Raw genomic sequence first — 18,704 nt, forward strand, 5'->3', positions numbered from 1 at the left:
GCCGAACCTCGACCGTGGCGTGGACCGCCCGGTGTGCCTGGGCTCCGTCAGCTGCCGGCAGTCGGCTGAGCTGCTCGTGGGGTTGGTTCCGGGTCGGCGGCGTTCGCGTTGGGGTCGGCGTTCGCATCGGCGTCGGCGTTCGTGTCGGCGTTCGTGGGATCCGGGTCCGGGGAGATGACGGGTGGGCGGAGGTCGTGGCGGCGGAAGACGGCCAGACCGGCCACCAGGGCTGCCGCCAGCGCGAACGCGGCGGCTACGGTCAGGGCGCGTTGTGGGCCGACGGCGTCCACCACGGCACCGGCGGCGACCATGCCGATCGTGCCCGCGCCCACCGTCACCGCGCCGACCGTCGGGAACACCCGTCCCCGGACCGAGTCCGGTGTCCTGGCCCGCACCAAGGCGTTGAGCGTGACGTTCTGCACCGCGCTGCACGCGCCGGCCACCACCCACGCGACCGCGTTGACCAGGACGTGCGGGATCAAGGCGGGGGCGACGAGGGCCAAGGCCATCACCAGGTTCGCGGTGGCGAAGGCGGCGACCAGCGCCCGCGCGGTGGTGACCTGGCGGCTCGCGGTCGCCCCCAGCAGCAGCCCGGCGGTCCAGCAGGCGAGCATCACGCTGTACGTGAAGTCGTTGCCCCCTAGCGGACCCCGGACCAGGAAGACCTCGTTGACCAGGGCGATGGCCACCGCCACGCCACCGACGACCTGCGCCACCACCCGGCCCACCAGCAACTGGTCACTGCGCAGGAGCACCGAGCCGCTCCACTGGGCGCCCGGCCCCGCGGCGCCCTCGTCACGCCCGGGACCGCGGTCCACCCGGAGCCGCAGCACGAGCACCAGGTGCACGAACGCCGCCACCGCGTTCAGCAGCACCGCCACCTCGATGCCCGGCCCCGCCGCGATCACGCCACCCAGCACGATGCCCACCACGGACCCGGCGTTCCGCGCGGACGACAGCCAGCGCCCCTCGTGGTCCTCGCCGGTCGTCAGCGCGACCAACCCGGACGCGCAGGTCCGGACGACGCCACCCGACAAGCCGAGCAGCACCACCAGCCCGTAGAGCACCGGCAGCCGCGCGTACCCGAACAGCAGTCCGATCAGCAGCAGCACCTGCCCGCACACGGTCACCGCGAGCAGCATCCGGTTGGGGAACCGGTCGACCGCCCGCCCGGCCAGCGTCGCGCCGAGCACCGCGCCGAGAGCGGCGGCCACGAACAGCGCGGCCACCGCGAACGGCCCCGAGCCCGCCAGCACGATCGTGAGCCCGACCAGCGTCAACTGCGTGCCGAGGCTCGACACCCCGGAACCGGCCACCAACACCGCCAGGTCCCGATTCGCCCGCAGACCGCCCAGCACTGCGACCATTCCGCTCCCCTGCTGCGTCACCGGTCGGACCCGGGTCGGATGCCGTCACCGACCCGTCGATCACCTCGCGGTGCCGATCATGCCGCTGTCGGGACCGCGCGGGAAGTCCGCCCCTGGTGACGGGCGTGTCGGGATTCGCGCCGTCCACGGGTCGGGGTTCGCGCCGTCTCGGGCCGGGGGTTCGCGGTCGGTCGGGTTCAGTCGCGCGAGCGCACCACGACCAACGGGCACGGCGACTGGTAGACGAGGGCCTGGCTGGTGGAGCCGAGGAGCATCCCGGCGAACCCACCGCGGCCACGGCTGCCGACGACCAGGAGCTGCGCGTTCCGCGACGCCTCGATCAGCGCCCGCACCGTCCGTTCCCGCACGACGACCCGCTCCACCGCCAGGTCCGGGTACTGCTGCTGCCACCCGGCCAGGCGTTGGGCCAGCAACCCCCGCTGCTGCTCCTCGACCTCGTCCCGGTCCAGCCTCAACCGGGTGGCGTACGGGTTGTCCACCAGGAGGTCCGTCCACGCGATCAGGGCGGTGAGCGTGGCGCCGCGCAGCGAGGCCTCCTCGAACGCGAACCCGATCGCCTCCTCACTGGCCGGCGAACCGTCCACGCCGACCACGACCGGCCCGTTGCCGGGCACCGTGTCGCGGACGACGACCACCGGGCACCTGCCGTGCGTGGTGACCGCCACGGCCACGGAGCCGACCAGCAGCCCGGACACCGCGCCCAGCCCCCGCGACCCGAGCACCACGAGCTGGGCGTGCCGCGACTCGGCGATCATCGCGGCGGCGGGCCGCTCCACCACGACCGACGTCTCCACCTCCGGCACGACGTCCCGCACGCTCCGCGCCGCTTCCTCGACGCGCTCCCTCCCCTGCTGTTCGAACGCCTCCCGCACCTCGTGGCCGGTCACCACCATCTCGGGATAACCCCGGGTCGGCAGCACGTAGGCGTGCACGAGCTTGAGCGGCGCCTGGCGGCGGACGGCTTCCTCCGCCGCCCACCGGACGGCCGTCAACGCCGACTCCGACCCGTCCACTCCGACCACGATCGGGGCACTCATCACAGGTTCCTTCCCGGATCCGATCCACCGGCACGGCCGCACCGGCACACGTCATCATTACCCACCCGCCGACCTCCCGATGCCGGGGAAACGACCGCACGCCGGAAGACCCCGTCGGTGTCGTGGCATGCCAATACGATCGTCGGTGGGGAGCCCACCGACGATCCGCCGGCCTGGGTCCGGCGAGGGCACCGCGCCCACCGTCGCGCCGCAACCTCAGCTGTCGCCGCCCTCTCCTCCGTCCCTTCCGGCTCTGCCGTTGCCGCACGAGCCCGAGTCACCGCCACGACGACCACGGCGAGCGTGCCCGAAGGCGGTGACCCAAGGATCACGCCGACGCTCAAGCGGCTGGAGGACGGCGGCGACCGGATCGAGCTGTTCCGGACGGACCCGAGCGACGGCAACGCGCAGTTCGTGGCGGTGGCGGCGGGTTCGACGTCACACGTGGTGGAGGGCAAGGAGCCGACTGCCGGCCAGTACTGCTTCCAGGTGCCGGCGATCCGGTCGGCCGACCCGGCGACGCAGCGCGGCGCGTCCGCCCGCACATGCGCCGAGCGAAACGGCTAGCCGGCTGACAGGGCTGGTGGCTGACAGGGCTGGTGGCTGACAGGGCTGGTGGCTGACAGGGCTGGTGGCTGACAGGGCTGGTGGCTGACTCCTACCGCCCACAACGGCCGTGGATCGACCACGCGGGACACCCTGCGGTACCGGGGAATCCACCGCCGCAGCCCGCCGCGATGTCCGGCGCGGTCCGATCGCTCGGCGGGGTCCGACCGGCCCACAGCAGCCCGTCGAGCACGTGCGCCCACGCCCCGACCGCGCTGGTCGTCGTTCAGCCAGGTGAGGCCGTCGAACACGTCCACAGCGGTGCGCGCGATGCCGTCGTCCAACGCGACGCCGGCCAACAGCAACAGCCCTGACGCGGCCACCCCCGACACTGCCCGACTCCCGTCGACCCGCACCGACGACGCGACGCGCGATCGCCCCGGCTTCGATCCCACGGGGCGGATGCCGATGGGGCGTCACGACGTTTCCGAGCACGCTCGCGACCCCTGTTCCGCTCGGCCCGCGGCCCGCTGCACCGGGTGCGTCCACATCGGACACGGCCGCCCGTGGGACGTCCGGACGTCACGCTGTCCGGCCTCCGCTCAGCAGCCGGCTCGGCCCGCAGTCGGTCCGGCCGGAAGGCGGCTCGGTCAGAAGTCGGCGAACTCCTCGCGCACCTTCGCGCACTCCACCGTCAGCCCCGCGTCCAGCGCCCGGCTGATCTCGGCCAAGGACTCCAGCTGCTCGGGCGTCAGCACGTCGAACAGGTGCTCCCGCACCGCCGTCACGTGACCGGCCGCCGCCTGCTCCAGCACCCCGAACCCGGTGTCGGTCAGCGCCGCGATCGAGCCGCGCCGGTCCGACGGGCACGCCCGCCGCTCGACCCAGCCCTCCTTCTCCAGCCTGGCCACCGCGTGGGACAGCCGGGACCGGGAGGAGTGGCACACCGACGCCAGCTCGCTCATCCGCAGCGCCCGACCGGGCGCCTCGGACAGCGCGACCAGCATCTCGTAGTAGGCCATCGGCATCCCGGAGTCGCGCTGCAACTGCCGGTCCAAGTGGTCGGTGAACTTGGTCACGGCGGTCATGAAGGCACGCCACACCTGCTGCTCCTCGGCGCTCAGCCACCGAACGTCGCTCATGTCCCACATCATACCGAGCGTTGTTGAACGCTCAACCATCCTTGTCTATATTCGGTTGAGAGTTCAACCAAGCAGCGTTCAAGCCACTCCGAAAGGACCTCCCGATGACCACGCAGACCCTGCAGATCCCCGGCTACCTCGCGGGCACCTGGGCCATCGACCCGGTGCACTCCGACATCTCCTTCGTGGTCCGCCACCTGGGCGTGTCCAAGGTCCGCGGCCACTTCGGCAGCTTCGAGGGCACCATCGTGACCGCCGAGAACCCGCTGGAGTCGACGGTCCACGCCAAGATCGACGCCGGCTCGGTAGAGACCCGCAACGGCCAGCGCGACACCCACGTCAAGGGTGAGGACTTCCTGGACGTCGAGAAGTACCCCGAGCTGACCTTCACCTCCACCGGCGTGCGCGCCAAGGACGAGGGCTTCGTCGTCGACGGCGAGCTGTCGGTGCACGGCGTGACCAAGGCCGTCGAGCTGGAGCTGGAGATCAACGGCTTCGGCGACGGCCTCGACGGCGCGAAGGTCGCGGGCTTCTCCGCCTCCACCGAGATCAACCGCCGCGAGTTCGGCGTGACCGGTGGCGCGGCCGGCGCGGTCGTCGGCGACAAGATCACGATCCTGCTGGAGATCGAGGCCGTGAAGCAGGTCTGAACCACCTCGCGCCGGCCGCGTCCGGCCGCGATCCACGGAGGGGCCCGCCGGAGTGTCGGCGGGCCCTTCGTGCTGCTCGGCCCCTACCCTGCGTAGGAAGATTCACTCGTCCGGGCTAACCAACCCGAAATTCCATTACGGGGCGCATTTCGGTACCTTTCCGGTTCGCCGCCGCAACCGCATGTGAACCGCGCACCGTCTCCAGCCGTAGTACTTCCGTGATCCAAGAGTTCTCTTTCGGTGAACACTGAAGGCTCAGAACTCGAAGCGGACACGGTCCGCTCACGGTCGGTAGACCACGTGGGTGACATCGGACGCACCCATGGCACCATCTGGCGTACACGCGCCGGACGCAGGCGAGGAGGATCGGTGTGAACGCCCAGACCGAACAGGTCGACGACCTTCGACTCGTCGCGCTGCCCACGGCGGTGACCGTCGCCGACATGTTCGTGCGCTTCTCGCTGGGCGAATGGCGGCTGCGGGCCATGCAGGACGAGGCCGCGCAGACGATCCGCCGACTGGTCGGCGCCGCGGTCGACGTGGCCGACCGGACCGCGCCCGGATTCCTCCTGGTGCGCCTCCGGCTGACCGGCGCGTACCTGGTGGTCGAGGTCGAGGGCAACCGCGTCGCGCTGCCGCCGGAGCTGGCCGGCTCCCGCGCGGGCCTGGTCGACCTCACCGCGGGTGGTCGCCTGGCGTGGTGCGAACTGGCCCTGCCGAGCGGCATGAGCGCCTCTTCGGTGCCCCTGCCGCGCCGTGAACCGCGCCGCTCCCCGGCCGCCGAGGCGCTGGGCGACGAGCCGAACGTGGACCCGGAAGTCATCCAGCGCATCCTCTACGGCCTCGGCGGCGGCGCGCACCGCAGCGACTAGTAGTCCGCCGTCGCCGCGCGGGCGGCTACTTCAGGGCGGCGAGCTGGATGAGGTTGCCGCAGGTGTCGTCGAACACGGCGGTGACCGCCGGTCCGAGGTCGGTCGCGTCCTGGGTGAACTCGACGCCCAGCCCCTTGAGCCGCTCGACCTCGGCGTGCACGTCGTCCACGGCGAACTGGGTGAACGGGATGCCGTCCTCGACCAGGGCCTCCTTGAACGGGCGCGCCGCCGGGTGGCTGTCCGGCTCCAGCAGCAGCTCGACGCCGTCGGGGTCGGCGGGCGAGGTGACGGTGAGCCAGCGGTACTCGCCGGCGGGCACGTCGGTCTTCTTGGTGAACCCCAGCTTCTCGGTGTAGAAGGCCAGCGCCTTGGCCTGGTCGTCCACGTACACGCTGGTGATGTTGATCCTGATCATGGGTTCGGTGCCTCTCGGTCGATGGGCCACCGCTCGACGATCGAGCGCAGCGGGCTCGTGTCGATGTGGTGGAACTTGTACCGGCCCTGCCGCCGGGTGTGCACCAAGCCCGCCTGTTCGAGCACCGCGAGGTGCTGCGAGATGGCTTGGCGCGAGGAGGCCAGGCCGTGCTTCATGCTGAGCCTGCCGCAGATCTCGAACAGCGTCTGACCGTCCTTTTCGGTCAGCTCGTCCAAGATGGTGCGTCGCGTCGCGTCGCCGATCGCCTTGAACAGGTCGGGGTCGACGTCCACGCGACCAGTTATAGGCAAGTCACCACTTGCCTGTCAAGCGGACCGGGTCGCAGCGCGCCGGGCCGGCGCCCGTGTCCGGGAGCGCCGGCCCGGCTTGAGCACCCAGGATCACCTGCGGGCGAGCGCCAGCAGGGCGAGTGCCAGCACGCCCATCCCGCACCACGACGCGAACGGCAGGCGTTCGCCCAGGACGACTACGCCCAGCACGGCCGCGACCGCCGGTTCGGCGAGGGTCAAGGTGGTCGCCGCCGCCGCGCTCGTACGCCGGAGCCCACGGCCGAACAGCAGGTACGCCACGAAAGTGGTGAACACCGCCAGGTGCGCGGTCACGGCGAGGCCCGACGGGCTCGCCACCCAGCCGACGCCGAGCAGCAGCAGCACCGGCAGCGTGAGCACCGACGCGCCGCCGAACACCGCGCCCACCACCGCCCCGGACGGGTGCCCGAGACCGATCAGGTGCGCGCAGATCACCGAGTACACGGCGTAGGACAGGCCTGCGACGAGCGCCAGCCCGACCCCGACGAGGTCGACGTGGGACTCGCCGCCGCCCAGCACGAGCGCCGCGCACCCGATGACGGCGGCCGATGTGACGAAAGGCCGGGCGCGCAGGCCCAGCGCGATCGGCGCGGTGGCCAGCGCCACGGTGGTGGCCACCGCCACACCCGTGCGCTCGACCGCCGGGTAGAACGCGAGCGCGTACCCGGCCACGGTCACCGCGCCGAGCGCCAGCAGCCGCCGGTCGGCGGTCCGCAGCACGGCACGGGCGCCGCGCCCGGTCACGAGGAGCAGGAAGCCTCCGAGCACGAGGCCCGCCGCGCCGACGGCCGAGGCCGGCGCCGAGTCGGGGGCCAGCGAGCTGGCGGTGCCGGTGGTGCCCCACAGGACGCACGCGGCCAGGATCGGCAGCGGCCCGTGGGTGAGTCGAGCACGGAGTTGTACGGCAAGGGTCGACACGAGGTCTCCGTTCGCGGGAGGAGAAAGGGACGCGAACGGGCGCACTGCGGCGTCAGGCAGGCGTGCGGAAGTGCACCGGTGACAGCTCAGCGGTGCATCGACGTGTGTGCTTCAGCGAGTGCGCCCGGTCAGGCGCACGGCGGCGGAAGGACAACGTGCCAGTGGGTGTTCACGACCGGCATCCTAGCCGGTCGGCATCCCGGTATCGTGGGGATCATGGACATCGGCGTCGCGGATGACCTGCTGCGGCGGTCCCTGGTGGTGTACAAGTTCGCGGTCGACGAGCTGATGACGAAACTGCGGATCCTCAGCGAGGAGTTCGACCTCGTCCACCGGCACGACCCGATCGAGCACGTCACGCAGCGGGTGAAGCGGCCCGACGCGATCCTGGACAAGCTCAGGCGCAAGGGGCTGCCGGCGGACCTGGCGCTGGCCGCCGAGCACCTGGACGACGTGGCGGGCGTGCGCGTCGTCTGCCCGTTCGTGTCCGATGTGTACCGGGTGCGGGACATGCTGGCGCGGCAGAGCGACGTGGAGATCCTGAAGACCAAGGACTACATCGTCGCGCCGAAGCCCAACGGGTACCGCAGCCTTCACCTGATCGTGCGCATCCCGGTGTTCCTGTCGGACCGGGTGGAGCACGTGAAGGTCGAGGTGCAGCTGCGCACCATCGCGATGGACTTCTGGGCCACGCTGGAGCACAAGCTGTACTACAAGTACGACGACCAGGTGCCCGCCGGCTTCGTGGAGGAGCTGACCGCCACCGCCGCCATCGCGGCCGAGCTGGACGCCCGGATGGAGGCCCTCCACACCGAGGTCCAGCTGGATTGAGTCCCACGGGGACGCCGCTACCGGTGCACGATCACCATAGCGGACCGGGACTGTCCGCAATGGGTGTCAGAGTGGGCCCGGGGACGCCACCACGAACGGAGCAGATCGATGAGCCGCGACATCCAGGTCACCTTCGACGCCCACGACCCGCGGGCGCTGTCGTCGTTCTGGCGCGACGCGCTGGGCTACGTCCACCCCGGCCCGCCTGGGGTGGAGCTGCCCGAGGGCGCCGACCCGCTGGCCGCGTGGGACGACTTCCTCGCCCGGGTCGGCGTGCCGGAGGACCAGCGCAACGCGCGGTCGGCCATCGAGGACCCGGACGGGCGCGGCCCGCGGCTGTTCTTCCAGCAGGTGCCGGAGGACAAGGTCGCCAAGAACCGCGTGCACCTCGACGTCCGCGCCGCTCCGGGCCTGCGGGGCGAGGAGCGGATGGCCGCCCTGGAGGCCGAGTGCGACCGGCTCGTCGCGCTCGGGGCGACGCGGGTGCGCCGCGACGAGCCCGCGCCCCCGATGAGCGCCGGGTACATCGTGATGACCGACCCCGAGGGCAACGAGTTCTGCCTGGACTGAAGCGCCCCACACGCGGGATCGACCACGGGATCGCTCACAACTGGGTCGCGGGCCGGTAGGGCGCCCCCGTGATCCAGCCGCCGATCCGCTCCGGCGCCTCGTCGGTCGGCACCAGCTCGACCCGGTCGCCCGGTCGGATCTCCCCCGGCCTGATCACCCAGCAGCAGGCACAGCTCGTTGCCGAACTCGGTGCGGATGCGGCGGAACACGTCCAGCGGCGAGCCGTCGCCGAGGTCAACAGCGCGGTCACGTGGCCCCAACTCGACCTGCGCGACGGCGAGCTGCACCGCGTCCTCACGACCGGCGCGCCCGCCGCGGCCTCAGCGCTGGCCGGCACCGCCGCCGAGGCCGTCGACCTGCTCACCGGAGCCGGCCGGAGCCTGCTGCGCGCCTGTTACGCGCTGAACTGCGTCGTGTACTTCATGAAGGACCACCCAGACGTGAGTGGTGTTCACCGGGGGCGGTAACCGGGCTCGGGCCGCCCGGCACTACCGGCGAACCTCCGCTACGGCCGAGTAACCTCAAACGACCCAGGTCCGAGGAGGTTACGCAGCTTCACCCGAAATTGCGGGGATCCAGCTGAACGGAGCAGGCCGCACATTTCGGGATTCGCCGCGTGAAGCCCGTGTAGAGTCAGCAGTACGACCACACAGCTGTTGCCACGCGACTGCGAATAACCCTCAGGTACTGCCTGGCATTTACGAGACCACACGGTCCAAACCGGCCGTTCGAGTGAAACGTCGAGGCCTTCCTCATACTTGGGGTTACGGTTCACGGAATTGGGTATTACCCAATTCCGTGAATGCTCCGTTCGGCGGTAGCGACAGTCTCCCGGTGACAGTCAACGTTGTGGCCGCAGCCGCCGTTGTGCTCCCGTGGCTTCATTCTCAAGAGGATCAATCATGGACACCGACCGGATCGTCACCCGATTAACGGCGCTGACGCGTGACCACCTCGTGCCCGGCGCGCAGCTCGCCGTGCACCGCGCCGGGCACACGTGGACGCACGAGGTGGGCCTGCCCGCCGACGCCGCCGTGCCCATCGGCTCGATCACCAAGACCTTCACCGCGACCGTGGCCATGGCGCTCGTCTCCGACGGCGACCTCGACCTGGACGCGCCGCTGTCCGAGCACCTGCCCGCGGTGGCCGACGAACTCACCCTGCGCCACCTGCTCAGCCACACCGGCGGCCTGCCGTCGGACCCGGACGACGTCCGGGCCACCTCCCTGGCCCGCCACGTGCGCCAGGCCCTGCGCGAACTGCACCCGCTGCACCGGCCCGGCGCCGGCTTCTCCTACTCGAACATCGGGTACTGCCTGGTCGGCCACCTGATCGAGGTGGCCACCGGGATGTCCTGGTCGGAAGCGGTGGAAGCGGTCCTGCTCCGCCCGCTCGGCGTGCGCGCCAGGTTCACCACCGGCACCGGGTCGGACATCGTCACCGGCCACGCCGTCAACCCGACCAGCGGCCGGGTCGTCCCGGTGACGCAGTCCCTGGCCCCGGTCGACGCACCGGCCGGCGCCCTGGCCGCCAGCGCGACGGACCTCGTCACGTTCGGCCGCATGCTCGCCGGCGCCGCACCACACCTGATCGACCCGGACGGGCTCTCGCTGATGCGGACACCCGTGCGGCACGCCGAACCGTTCGGGATGGCCGACGGGTGGGGCCTCGGCCTCGCCCTGTTCCACCGCGACGGCGTCCGCTGGGTGGGCCACGACGGCACCGCGGACGGCACGTCCTGCCACCTCCGGGTCAACCCGGCGGACGGCACATCGGTGGCGCTGACCACGAACGGCAGTACCGGTTTCGCATTATGGCGCGAACTGGTTCCGGAATTGGTCGCGGCGGGACTGCCGGTGGCGGATTACGATGGAATGAGTGGCCTGCATCACCGCATCGCGCCGCCGCCGGACTGCGCGGGCAGTTTTCGCAACGGTGACGTCGAATACGCGGTGCGTGCGGTGGACCGGGAACGCCTGGCGCTCACCGTGGACGGCGAGCCGTTCGCGGACCTCTCGTTGTTCGACGGGCTGGTGTTCGCGATGCGTGATTCCGACACCGGCGACACCAACCAGACCGGGCGTTTCCTGCGCGACCCGGGCGACGGCGGCATCCGGTGGATCCAGATCGGCGGGCGGCTCGCCCGCAGGCAAGTCCAGACAATGTCTTGATCGAGGTTTGAACCCCGCGCGCAATGGGTAAGGCGCGCCCTTCGGCCAGAAAGGCACCTCACGCGATGACGCACGCCCGCACCCTGCCGGAATTGATCGCCGCGCAGGCGCTGCGCACACCCGAAGCGCCCGCGGTCATCTCCGCCGACGAGGTGGTGACCTACCGGGAACTCGACCGGCGCGCGAACCGGCTCGCGCACCTGTTGCGCGCCAGGGGAGCACGACGGGAACGGGTGGTGGCCCTGGCCTTGCGGCGCTCGGTGGACAACGTGGTGGCCAGGCTCGCGGTGCTGAAGAGCGGTGCCGCCTACCTGCCGGTCGACCCGGACTACCCGGCCGACCGGATCGCGTTCATGGTCGAGGACGCCCAACCCCTGCTCGTCATCGACGGCCCGCTCGACCGCATCGGTTCGACCGACCTCCCGGACCTGGCCGACCACCCCGCCACCGCACCCGACGTGGCGATCCGGCCGGAAGACCCGGCGTACGTGATCTACACCTCGGGCTCGACCGGCCGCCCCAAGGGCGTGATCGTGCCGCACAGAGGGTTACCCGCGTTCGCCAGAGCCGAGATGGCGCACTTCGACGTGCGCCCCGGCGACCGGGTGCTCCAGTTCTCCTCCCCCAGCTTCGACGCCTCCGTGCTGGAGCTGTGCATGGCCCTGCCCGCCGGCGCGGCGCTCGTGGTGCCGCCCCCCGGGCCGCTGCTCGGCGACCAGCTCTCCCGGGTGATCTCCGACTTCGGCGTCACGCACGCCCTCATCCCACCAATCGCGCTGGCCACCGTGCCGGACGTCGCCCCGCCGGCGTTCCGCACGCTCGTCGTCGGCGGTGACGCCTGCCCGCCCGACCTGGTGGCGAAGTGGGCCCCCGGCCGCCGCATGATCAACGCCTACGGCCCGACCGAGTCCACCGTGGTCACGTCGTGGAGCGAACCGCTGGAACCCGGCGGCACGCCGCCGATCGGCCGGCCAGTCCCGGGCACCGAGGTCCGGGTGCTGGACGACGAGCTGCGCCCGGTCGCCGAGGGTGAGCTGTACGTCACGGGCGCCGGTCTGGCGCGGGGTTACCTGCGCCGCCCGGGCATGACGGCGCAGCGGTTCGTGGCCGACCCGTTCGGCACGCCCGGCGCGCGCATGTACCGCACCGGTGACGTGGTCCGCACCCGTGACGACGGTCAGCTGGAGTTCGTCGGGCGGGCCGACCACCAGGTGAAGATCCGCGGCTTCCGGGTCGAGCCCGGCGAGATCGAAGCGCTGCTGCGCGGGCACCCCGGCGTCGAGCACGCCGTGGTCGTGGCGCGGGACGAGCCGAAGCGGCTGGTGGCCTACGTGGTCGGCGAGACGGCGGGGCTGCGCGAGCACCTGGCCGCGCGGCTGCCGGACTACCTGGTGCCTTCGGCGTTCGTCGCGCTGGAGGCGTTCCCGTTGACACCCAACGGGAAGCTGGACCGGGCCGCGCTGCCCGCGCCGGTCGTCGGCACGGCCGCCGAGGGCTACGTCGAGCCGCGCACGCCCGCCGAACGCCGGGTCGCCGACGTGTGGTCGGACGTGCTGGGCGTGCCGCGGGTGGGTGCGCTGGACGACTTCTTCGCCCTGGGCGGCGACTCGATCCTGGCCGTGCGGGCGTTGTCCCGGCTCGGCGGGCTGCCGGTGCGCGCGATGTTCGACCACCGCACGGTCGCCGCGCTCGCCGAAACCCTGCCGGACGGGAAAGCCCTGCCGGACGGGAAGCCGAAGGCGATCACCCGCGTGCCGGTCGGGATGCCGCTGCCGCTGTCGTCGGCGCAGCGCCGGCTGTTCTCGCTGGACAGCAGCCCCGAGCAGAACACCGCGGTCGGGCTGCGGCTGACCGGGCCGTTGGACGTGCCCCGGCTGGCGAAGGCGCTGGACGCGGTGGCCGCCCGGCACGACGCGCTGCGCACCACGTTCGACGTGCTGGGCGACGAGCCGGTGCAGGTCGTCGCTCCGCACGGCACGATCCCGCTGCGCATCCTCCCCGGCGACGACCCGGCGCTGTTCGGCTTGGACGAGCCGTTCGACCTGCGGCGCGGGCCGCTGACCCGCGCCGTGCTCTGCCCGACGGGGCCGGACGAGCACCTGCTGGTCCTCGTGCAGCACCACATCGTCACCGACGGCTGGTCCGTGCAGGTGCTGCTGGCGGAACTGGCCGAGCTGTACGCGGGCGGGCAGCCGGTGGGGCCCGAGGTGCAGTACCCCGACTTCGCGGTGTGGGACCGGAGCAGAACCGGCGGCGATCCGACCTACTGGCGTGACCGGCTGGACGGCGTCGAGGCGCTGGACCTGCCCACCGACCGCCCCCGGCCACCTCTTCGCACGACCTCCGGCGCGGTGCTGCGGCGGACCCTCCCCGCGGATCTGGTGCGGACGCTGGCGAACATCGGCCGCGCGCACGACGCCAGCCTGTTCATGACCCTCACCGCCGCCGTGCAGGTGCTGCTGTCCGCACGCAGCCGTCAGCGGGACATCGCGGTCGGCACGGTCAGCTCCGGCCGTGACCGCACGGACCTGGAACGCACGGTCGGGTTCTTCGTGCGCACGCTGGTGCTGCGCTCGTGGGTCGACCCGGACCTGCCGTTCACAGGCTTCCTGGACCAGGTGCGGGACACCACCCTCGAAGCGTTCACGCACGACGACGTGCCGTTCGACCGGGTGGTGGAGGCGATCCGCCCCGACCCGGACCCGAGCCGCACCCCCCTCGTCCAGGCCGTGGTCGCGCTGCACCAGCCGCTGCTGCGCGACTCGTCGTTCGGGGACCTGACGGCGGCCGAGCACGACCTGCCGCGTCCGGTGGCCCGGTTCGACCTGGTGGTGGAGTTCTGGCCGCGCGGTGACGACCTGGCGTTGACCGTCGAGTACAACACCGACCTGTTCGACGCCACGACGATCGAGGCGCTGGGCGACGACCTGGACGCGTTGCTGCGCCTGGTGGTGGACGACCCGGACCGCCCGCTGCACGGCATGGCCGACCTGTCCTTCTCGCCCGACGACGACTCGGTCCGCATCCGCGGCGTCCGGGTCGACCTCGGCGAGGTGGAGGAAGCCCTCAAGCGCCACGACGAGGTGACCGACGCGGCCGTGGTCGCGGTGGACCGTCGCCTGGTCGCCTACGTGACGCCCGCCGTCAGCCCGGCCGCCCTGCGCGCGTTCCTGGGCCAGGTGCTGCCCGCGCACGCCGTGCCGACGACGTTCGTCGGCCTGGACCACCTCGATCGCGACGCGCTCCCCGCACCGCCCGACGACCGCGCCGAAGTCCGCTACACGGCACCGCGAACGCCCGTCGAAGCCGTGCTGGCGGACGTGTTCGCCGAAGTGCTCGGCGCGGCCAGGGTCGGCGTCCGGGACAACTTCTTCACCCTCGGCGGCGACTCGATCCTGGGCATCCAGGTCGTCACCCGCGCCCGCCGCGCGGGCCTGGTGCTGACGTCGCGGGACATCTTCGCGCACCAGACCATCGCCGCGATCGCACCGCACGTCACCCGCGACCTGCCGCCGACCGCCGAGCAGGGCATGGTCACCGGCGAAGCGCCGCTCACCCCCATCCAGCGCTGGTTCCTGGAGAGCCACACCGTCCGCCCCGAGCACTTCGACCAGTCGGTGGTCGTGGACCTCGCCGAGGCGGACGGCGTTGAAGCGGACAGCGCTGGACTGGACGGGGCTGGACCGGATGGGGCTGAACTGGACCTGGCCGCCCTCCGCACCGCGCTCATCGCGCTGGTCGACCACCACGACGCGCTGCGCACCCGCTTCGAGGGCGACCACCAGGTGATCGGGCGCGGGCACCACGCGGACCCGCTGGCGGTCGACCGCTTCGACCTCACCACGGGACCGCTGCTGCGGGCGGAAGTCCTCGACGGGCGGTCGGTGCGGCTGACCGCCCACCACCTCGTCGTCGACGGCGTCTCCTGGCGCGTGCTCGTGGAGGACCTGGTCACCGCCTACCGGCAGGCCCGCACCGGCCGTACCGTCCACATCGGACCGAAGACCACGTCGTTCCGGGACTGGGCGATCCGGCTCGCCGAGCACGCCCCGGACGGGTTCACCGACGAGCTGGACCACTGGACGACCGTGGCCGCCACCCCGACCACCATCCCGCTCGACCGGCAGGGCCCGAACACCGTCGCCTCGCAGCGGGAGGTGACCGTGCGGCTCACCGCCGACGAGACCGCCGCGCTGCTCCGCGACGTGCCCGGCGTGTACCGGACGCAGGTCAACGACGTGCTGCTGACCGCCCTCGGCCACGTGCTGGCGGACTGGACCGGCCGCTCGCGCGTGCTGGTGGACCTGGAGGGCCACGGCCGCGAGGAGCTGTTCCCCGACGTGGACCTGTCCCGCACGGTCGGCTGGTTCACCACCGTGTTCCCGGTGGCCCTCGACGTGCACGGCGGTGACTGGGGTACGGCGCTGAAGTCGGTGAAGGAGCAGCTGCGCGCGGTACCCCGGCGCGGCATCGGGTACGGCGCCCTCCGGCACCTCGCCCGCACCGCGCCCGCATGCGACCCGCGGATCAGCTTCAACTACCTGGGCCGGTTCGCCGAGGACCAGCGGGACCTCGCGCTGTCCGCCGACCCGGACTCGCCGCGGCCCCATCTGCTCGACGTGGTGGGCCAGGTGCGCGGCGACCGGCTGGCGTTCACCTTCCACTACAGCGAGAACGCGCACGACCCGGCCACGATCACCCGGTTGGCGGACGGGTTCGCCGCAGCGCTGCGCGGGATCGTGGCGCACTGCGCCGAGCCCGACGCGGGTGGCCGCACGCCGTCCGACTTCCCGCTGGCGGACCTGACCCAGGCGGAGGTGGACCGGATCACCGGCGCCGACGCCTACCCGCTCACCCCGATGCAGGCGGGCATGGTGTTCCACGGCCTGGGCGACCAGGGCGTGTACTTCCAGCAGACCACGTTCGTCGTGGACGGCGTCACCGACTCCGCCGAGTTCGCCCGCGCGTGGCAGCGGGTGGTGGACCGGACGCCCGTGCTGCGCAGCTCGGTGCTGTGGGAAGGCGTGCGCGAGCCGTTGCAGGTCGTGCACGACCACGCCACCGTGCCGTTCACGTTCCTGGACTGGAGCGGTCTGGACGAGCGAGCCCGCGCCGACCGGCTGACCGCGCTGCTGGCCGAGGACCGGGCGGACGGCATCGACCTGGGCGTGCCGCCGCTGATGCGGGTCGCGATCGCCCGCCTCTCCCCCACCAGCGTGCAGGTGCTGTGGACGTTCCACCACGTGCTGCTGGACGGCTGGAGCGTCTTCCACGTGCTGTCCGACGTGCTCAGCGGTGACCCCCCGGAGCGCCGGCCGTTCCGCGACTACGTCGCCTGGCTGACCCGGCAGGACGACCGCGACGAGGCCGAGGCGTACTGGCGCGGGCTGCTCGGCGCGGTCGACGCGCCGACCCCCCTGCCCGCCGACCGCCCCGCGCCGCACGGCAAGTCGTCCGAACGCCTCCCCATGACGCTCACCGAGGCCGAGTCCGGGCGGCTGTACGAGTTCGCCCGCCGGCACCGGCTCACGCCGAGCGCGATCGTGCAGGGCGCGTGGGCGTTGCTGCTGGCCCGTTCCAGCGGCAAGCGCGACGTGTGCTTCGGCGCGACCGTGTCCGGCCGCCCGGCCGACCTGCCGGGCGTGGACTCGATCACCGGCATCTTCATCAACACCCTGCCCGTCCGGGTCGAGGTCGACGGCGCGGCGCCGGTCGCGGACTGGCTGCGCGCGTTGCAGGCCGCCCAGGCGGAGTCGCGGCGGTTCGAGCACGTGCCGCTGACCGACATCCAGGCGTGGAGCGGGGTCGAGCGCGGCACCAACCTGTTCGACAGCGTCGTCGTGTTCGAGAACTACCCGGTCGAGTCGGCCGAGGGCATGGGCCTGCGCGAGCTGTCCGCGATCGAGACCACCAGCTTCCCGCTCAGCGTCACCGCGTACCCGGCGGAACGGCTCGGCGTGCTGCTCGGCTACGAGCCGGCGATGTTCGACCGGGCCACCGTCGAGCGGCTGGGCGAACGGCTGCACCGGCTGCTGGTCGGCCTGGTCGCCGACCCGGACCGGCCGGTGGACGACGTGCCGTGGCTGTCCGACGCGGAGGTCCGCCGGGTGGTCGTCGACTGGAACGACACGGCGGTCGGCGAGCCGGCCACCACGCTCCCCGAGCTGTTCGCCGCGCAGGTGGCGCGCACACCGGGCGCGGTGGCGGTGACGGGTAGCGGGACGAGCCTGACCTACCGGGAGCTGGACGAGACGGCCAACCGGTTGGCCCACCACCTGATCGGGACCGGCGTCGGGCCGGAGTCGGTGGTGGCGTTGCAGCTTCCCCGGTCGGTGGACCTCGTGATCGCGGTGTTGGGGGTGCTGAAGGCAGGGGCGGCCTACCTGCCGGTCGACGCCTCGTACCCGGCGGACCGCATCGCGTACATGATCGCCGATTCCGGGGCAGCGCTCGTCCTGGACGCCCTCCCGGACCTGTCCGGCCTGCCCGCCGACGCACCGGACGTCCCGCTGCGGCACGAGAACGCCGCCTACGTGATCTACACCTCCGGCTCGACCGGCCGCCCCAAGGGCGTGATCGTGACCCACACCGGTCTGGCCACCTTCTCCACCGCCGAGATCGCACACTTCGCCGTGTCACCCGACGACCGCGTCCTCCAGTTCTCCTCACCCAGCTTCGACGCCTCGGTGCTGGAACTGTGCATGACCCTGCCCGCCGGAGCCACCCTCGTCGTGCCACCACCCGGCCCACTGCTCGGCGAACAGCTCGCCCGGTTCGTCACCGACTTCGCCATCACCCACGCCCTGATCCCCCCGGCCGCGCTCGGCACCCTCCCCCACACCGAACTCCCGACCCTGCGAACCCTCGTCGTCGGCGGCGACGCCACCTCGGCCGAACTCGTGCGCCGGTGGGCACCCGACCGACGAATGATCAACGCCTACGGCCCCACGGAATCCACCGTCGTCACCACGTGGAGCGACCCGCTCGAACCCGACGGCACACCCCCGATCGGACGACCCATCCCCGGCACCTCGATCCGCGTACTGGACGACGCGCTCAAGCCCGTCCCGCCCGGCGTCACCGGAGAGCTGTACATCGCGGGCCTCGGCCTGGCACGGGGCTACCTGAACCGACCGGGCCTGACCGCACAGCGGTTCCTGGCCGACCCGTTCGGCGCGCCCGGCGAACGGATGTACCGCACCGGCGACCTGGCCCGCTGGGACGACACCGGCACCCTGCACTACCTGGGCCGCGTCGACCAGCAGGTGAAGATCCGCGGGTTCCGGGTCGAGCTGGGCGAGGTGGAATCGGTCCTCGCGGCGCATCCTGGCGTCGCCCAGGTCGTTGTAGTGCCGAACGAGCACCGCTTGGTGGCGTACTTCGTGCCGGACAAGCCGACTACGGCATCGGAGCTGCGCGACCACACGGCCATGGTCCTGCCCGACCACATGGTCCCAGCGGCGTTCGTCGCACTGGAAAGCATGCCGTTGACCGTCAGCGGCAAGCTCGACCGCGTCGCGCTTCCCGCGCCCGAGCGCGACGCGGTCACGTCCAGGCAGTACGTCGCACCGCGCACCGAGACCGAAGAGGCGATCGCCGCGATCTGGGCGGACGTGCTCGGCGTCGGCGAGGTCGGCGTGGAGGACAGCTTCTTCGCGCTCGGCGGCGACTCGATCCGCGGCCTGCACATCACCTCCCGGACCAAGGCGGCGTTCGGCGTCGACCTCTCCCCCCGCGACGTCCTCACCGCCCGCACCGTCTCCGCCTTGGCCGACCTCGTCGAGGAACTGGTGCTCGCGGACCTCGAAGCTCTCGTTGCCGACACGGAGGCGTGA

The 18,704-nt window shown here is 72.1% G+C and carries 14 protein-coding genes; 8 read left to right on the forward strand and 6 right to left on the reverse strand.

Features of this window, described 5'->3' with window-relative positions:
- Positions 1 to 47 precede the first annotated feature (47 nt).
- Together ACRAKI_RS24010 and ACRAKI_RS24015 are read right to left on the reverse strand one after the other, a co-directional pair.
- Positions 48 to 1,367 (reverse strand): MFS transporter, encoded by a 1,320-nt coding sequence (locus tag ACRAKI_RS24010; protein ID WP_447002768.1) that lies wholly within the window; start codon positions 1,365 to 1,367, stop codon positions 48 to 50.
- 197 nt (positions 1,368 to 1,564) lie between these two features.
- Positions 1,565 to 2,425, reverse strand: a complete 861-nt coding sequence (locus tag ACRAKI_RS24015; protein ID WP_447002769.1) for a universal stress protein — start codon at positions 2,423 to 2,425, stop codon at positions 1,565 to 1,567.
- A gap of 303 nt (positions 2,426 to 2,728) precedes the next feature.
- Between ACRAKI_RS24015 and ACRAKI_RS24020 the strand changes: the two genes are divergently transcribed.
- Entirely contained in the window at positions 2,729 to 2,992 is a 264-nt protein-coding gene (locus tag ACRAKI_RS24020) for a hypothetical protein (RefSeq protein WP_447002770.1), read from the forward strand.
- A 629-nt stretch (positions 2,993 to 3,621) separates the two neighbouring features.
- Here the strand turns inward: ACRAKI_RS24020 and ACRAKI_RS24025 are convergent.
- Complete coding sequence (locus ACRAKI_RS24025) at positions 3,622 to 4,113, reverse strand: MarR family winged helix-turn-helix transcriptional regulator (RefSeq protein ID WP_447002771.1); 492 nt, start codon at positions 4,111 to 4,113, stop codon at positions 3,622 to 3,624.
- 104 nt (positions 4,114 to 4,217) lie between these two features.
- On the opposite strand from ACRAKI_RS24025, the gene ACRAKI_RS24030 reads away from it, so the two are divergent.
- Together ACRAKI_RS24030 and ACRAKI_RS24035 are read left to right on the forward strand one after the other, a co-directional pair.
- Positions 4,218 to 4,763 (forward strand): YceI family protein, encoded by a 546-nt coding sequence (locus tag ACRAKI_RS24030; protein WP_447002772.1) that lies wholly within the window; start codon positions 4,218 to 4,220, stop codon positions 4,761 to 4,763.
- 371 nt (positions 4,764 to 5,134) lie between these two features.
- Positions 5,135 to 5,635, forward strand: a complete 501-nt coding sequence (locus ACRAKI_RS24035) for an ATP-binding protein (RefSeq protein WP_447002773.1) — start codon at positions 5,135 to 5,137, stop codon at positions 5,633 to 5,635.
- Between the two features lie 25 nt (positions 5,636 to 5,660).
- On the opposite strand, the gene ACRAKI_RS24040 is transcribed toward ACRAKI_RS24035, so the two are convergent.
- From ACRAKI_RS24040 to ACRAKI_RS24050, 3 genes are all read right to left on the reverse strand, one after another.
- Entirely contained in the window at positions 5,661 to 6,050 is a 390-nt protein-coding gene (locus ACRAKI_RS24040; protein WP_447002774.1) for a VOC family protein, read from the reverse strand.
- Complete coding sequence (locus ACRAKI_RS24045) at positions 6,047 to 6,343, reverse strand: ArsR/SmtB family transcription factor (RefSeq protein ID WP_447002775.1); 297 nt, start codon at positions 6,341 to 6,343, stop codon at positions 6,047 to 6,049. The genes ACRAKI_RS24040 and ACRAKI_RS24045 overlap by 4 nt, the downstream gene beginning before the upstream one ends.
- A gap of 108 nt (positions 6,344 to 6,451) precedes the next feature.
- Positions 6,452 to 7,297 carry an EamA family transporter gene (locus ACRAKI_RS24050; RefSeq protein WP_447002776.1) on the reverse strand — a complete coding sequence of 282 codons (846 nt, stop codon included), beginning with the start codon at positions 7,295 to 7,297 and terminating at the stop codon, positions 6,452 to 6,454.
- Between the two features lie 216 nt (positions 7,298 to 7,513).
- Between ACRAKI_RS24050 and ACRAKI_RS24055 the strand changes: the two genes are divergently transcribed.
- The 5 genes from ACRAKI_RS24055 to ACRAKI_RS24075 all read left to right on the forward strand — a co-directional run bounded on the left by ACRAKI_RS24055 (position 7,514) and on the right by ACRAKI_RS24075 (position 18,704).
- Entirely contained in the window at positions 7,514 to 8,128 is a 615-nt protein-coding gene (locus ACRAKI_RS24055) for a GTP pyrophosphokinase (RefSeq protein WP_447002777.1), read from the forward strand.
- 108 nt (positions 8,129 to 8,236) lie between these two features.
- The gene (locus ACRAKI_RS24060) at positions 8,237 to 8,698 is read left to right on the forward strand and encodes a VOC family protein (RefSeq protein ID WP_447002778.1); all 462 of its coding nucleotides are present in this window, start codon (positions 8,237 to 8,239) and stop codon (positions 8,696 to 8,698) included.
- Between the two features lie 68 nt (positions 8,699 to 8,766).
- Entirely contained in the window at positions 8,767 to 9,165 is a 399-nt protein-coding gene (locus ACRAKI_RS24065; protein ID WP_447002779.1) for a hypothetical protein, read from the forward strand.
- Between the two features lie 435 nt (positions 9,166 to 9,600).
- The gene (locus tag ACRAKI_RS24070) at positions 9,601 to 10,869 is read left to right on the forward strand and encodes a serine hydrolase domain-containing protein (protein WP_447002780.1); all 1,269 of its coding nucleotides are present in this window, start codon (positions 9,601 to 9,603) and stop codon (positions 10,867 to 10,869) included.
- A 23-nt stretch (positions 10,870 to 10,892) separates the two neighbouring features.
- Positions 10,893 to 18,704: an amino acid adenylation domain-containing protein gene (locus ACRAKI_RS24075; RefSeq protein ID WP_447002781.1), complete on the forward strand. Its 7,812-nt coding sequence runs from the start codon at positions 10,893 to 10,895 to the stop codon at positions 18,702 to 18,704.

The sequence above is a fragment of the Saccharothrix isguenensis genome (genome assembly GCF_052936305.1).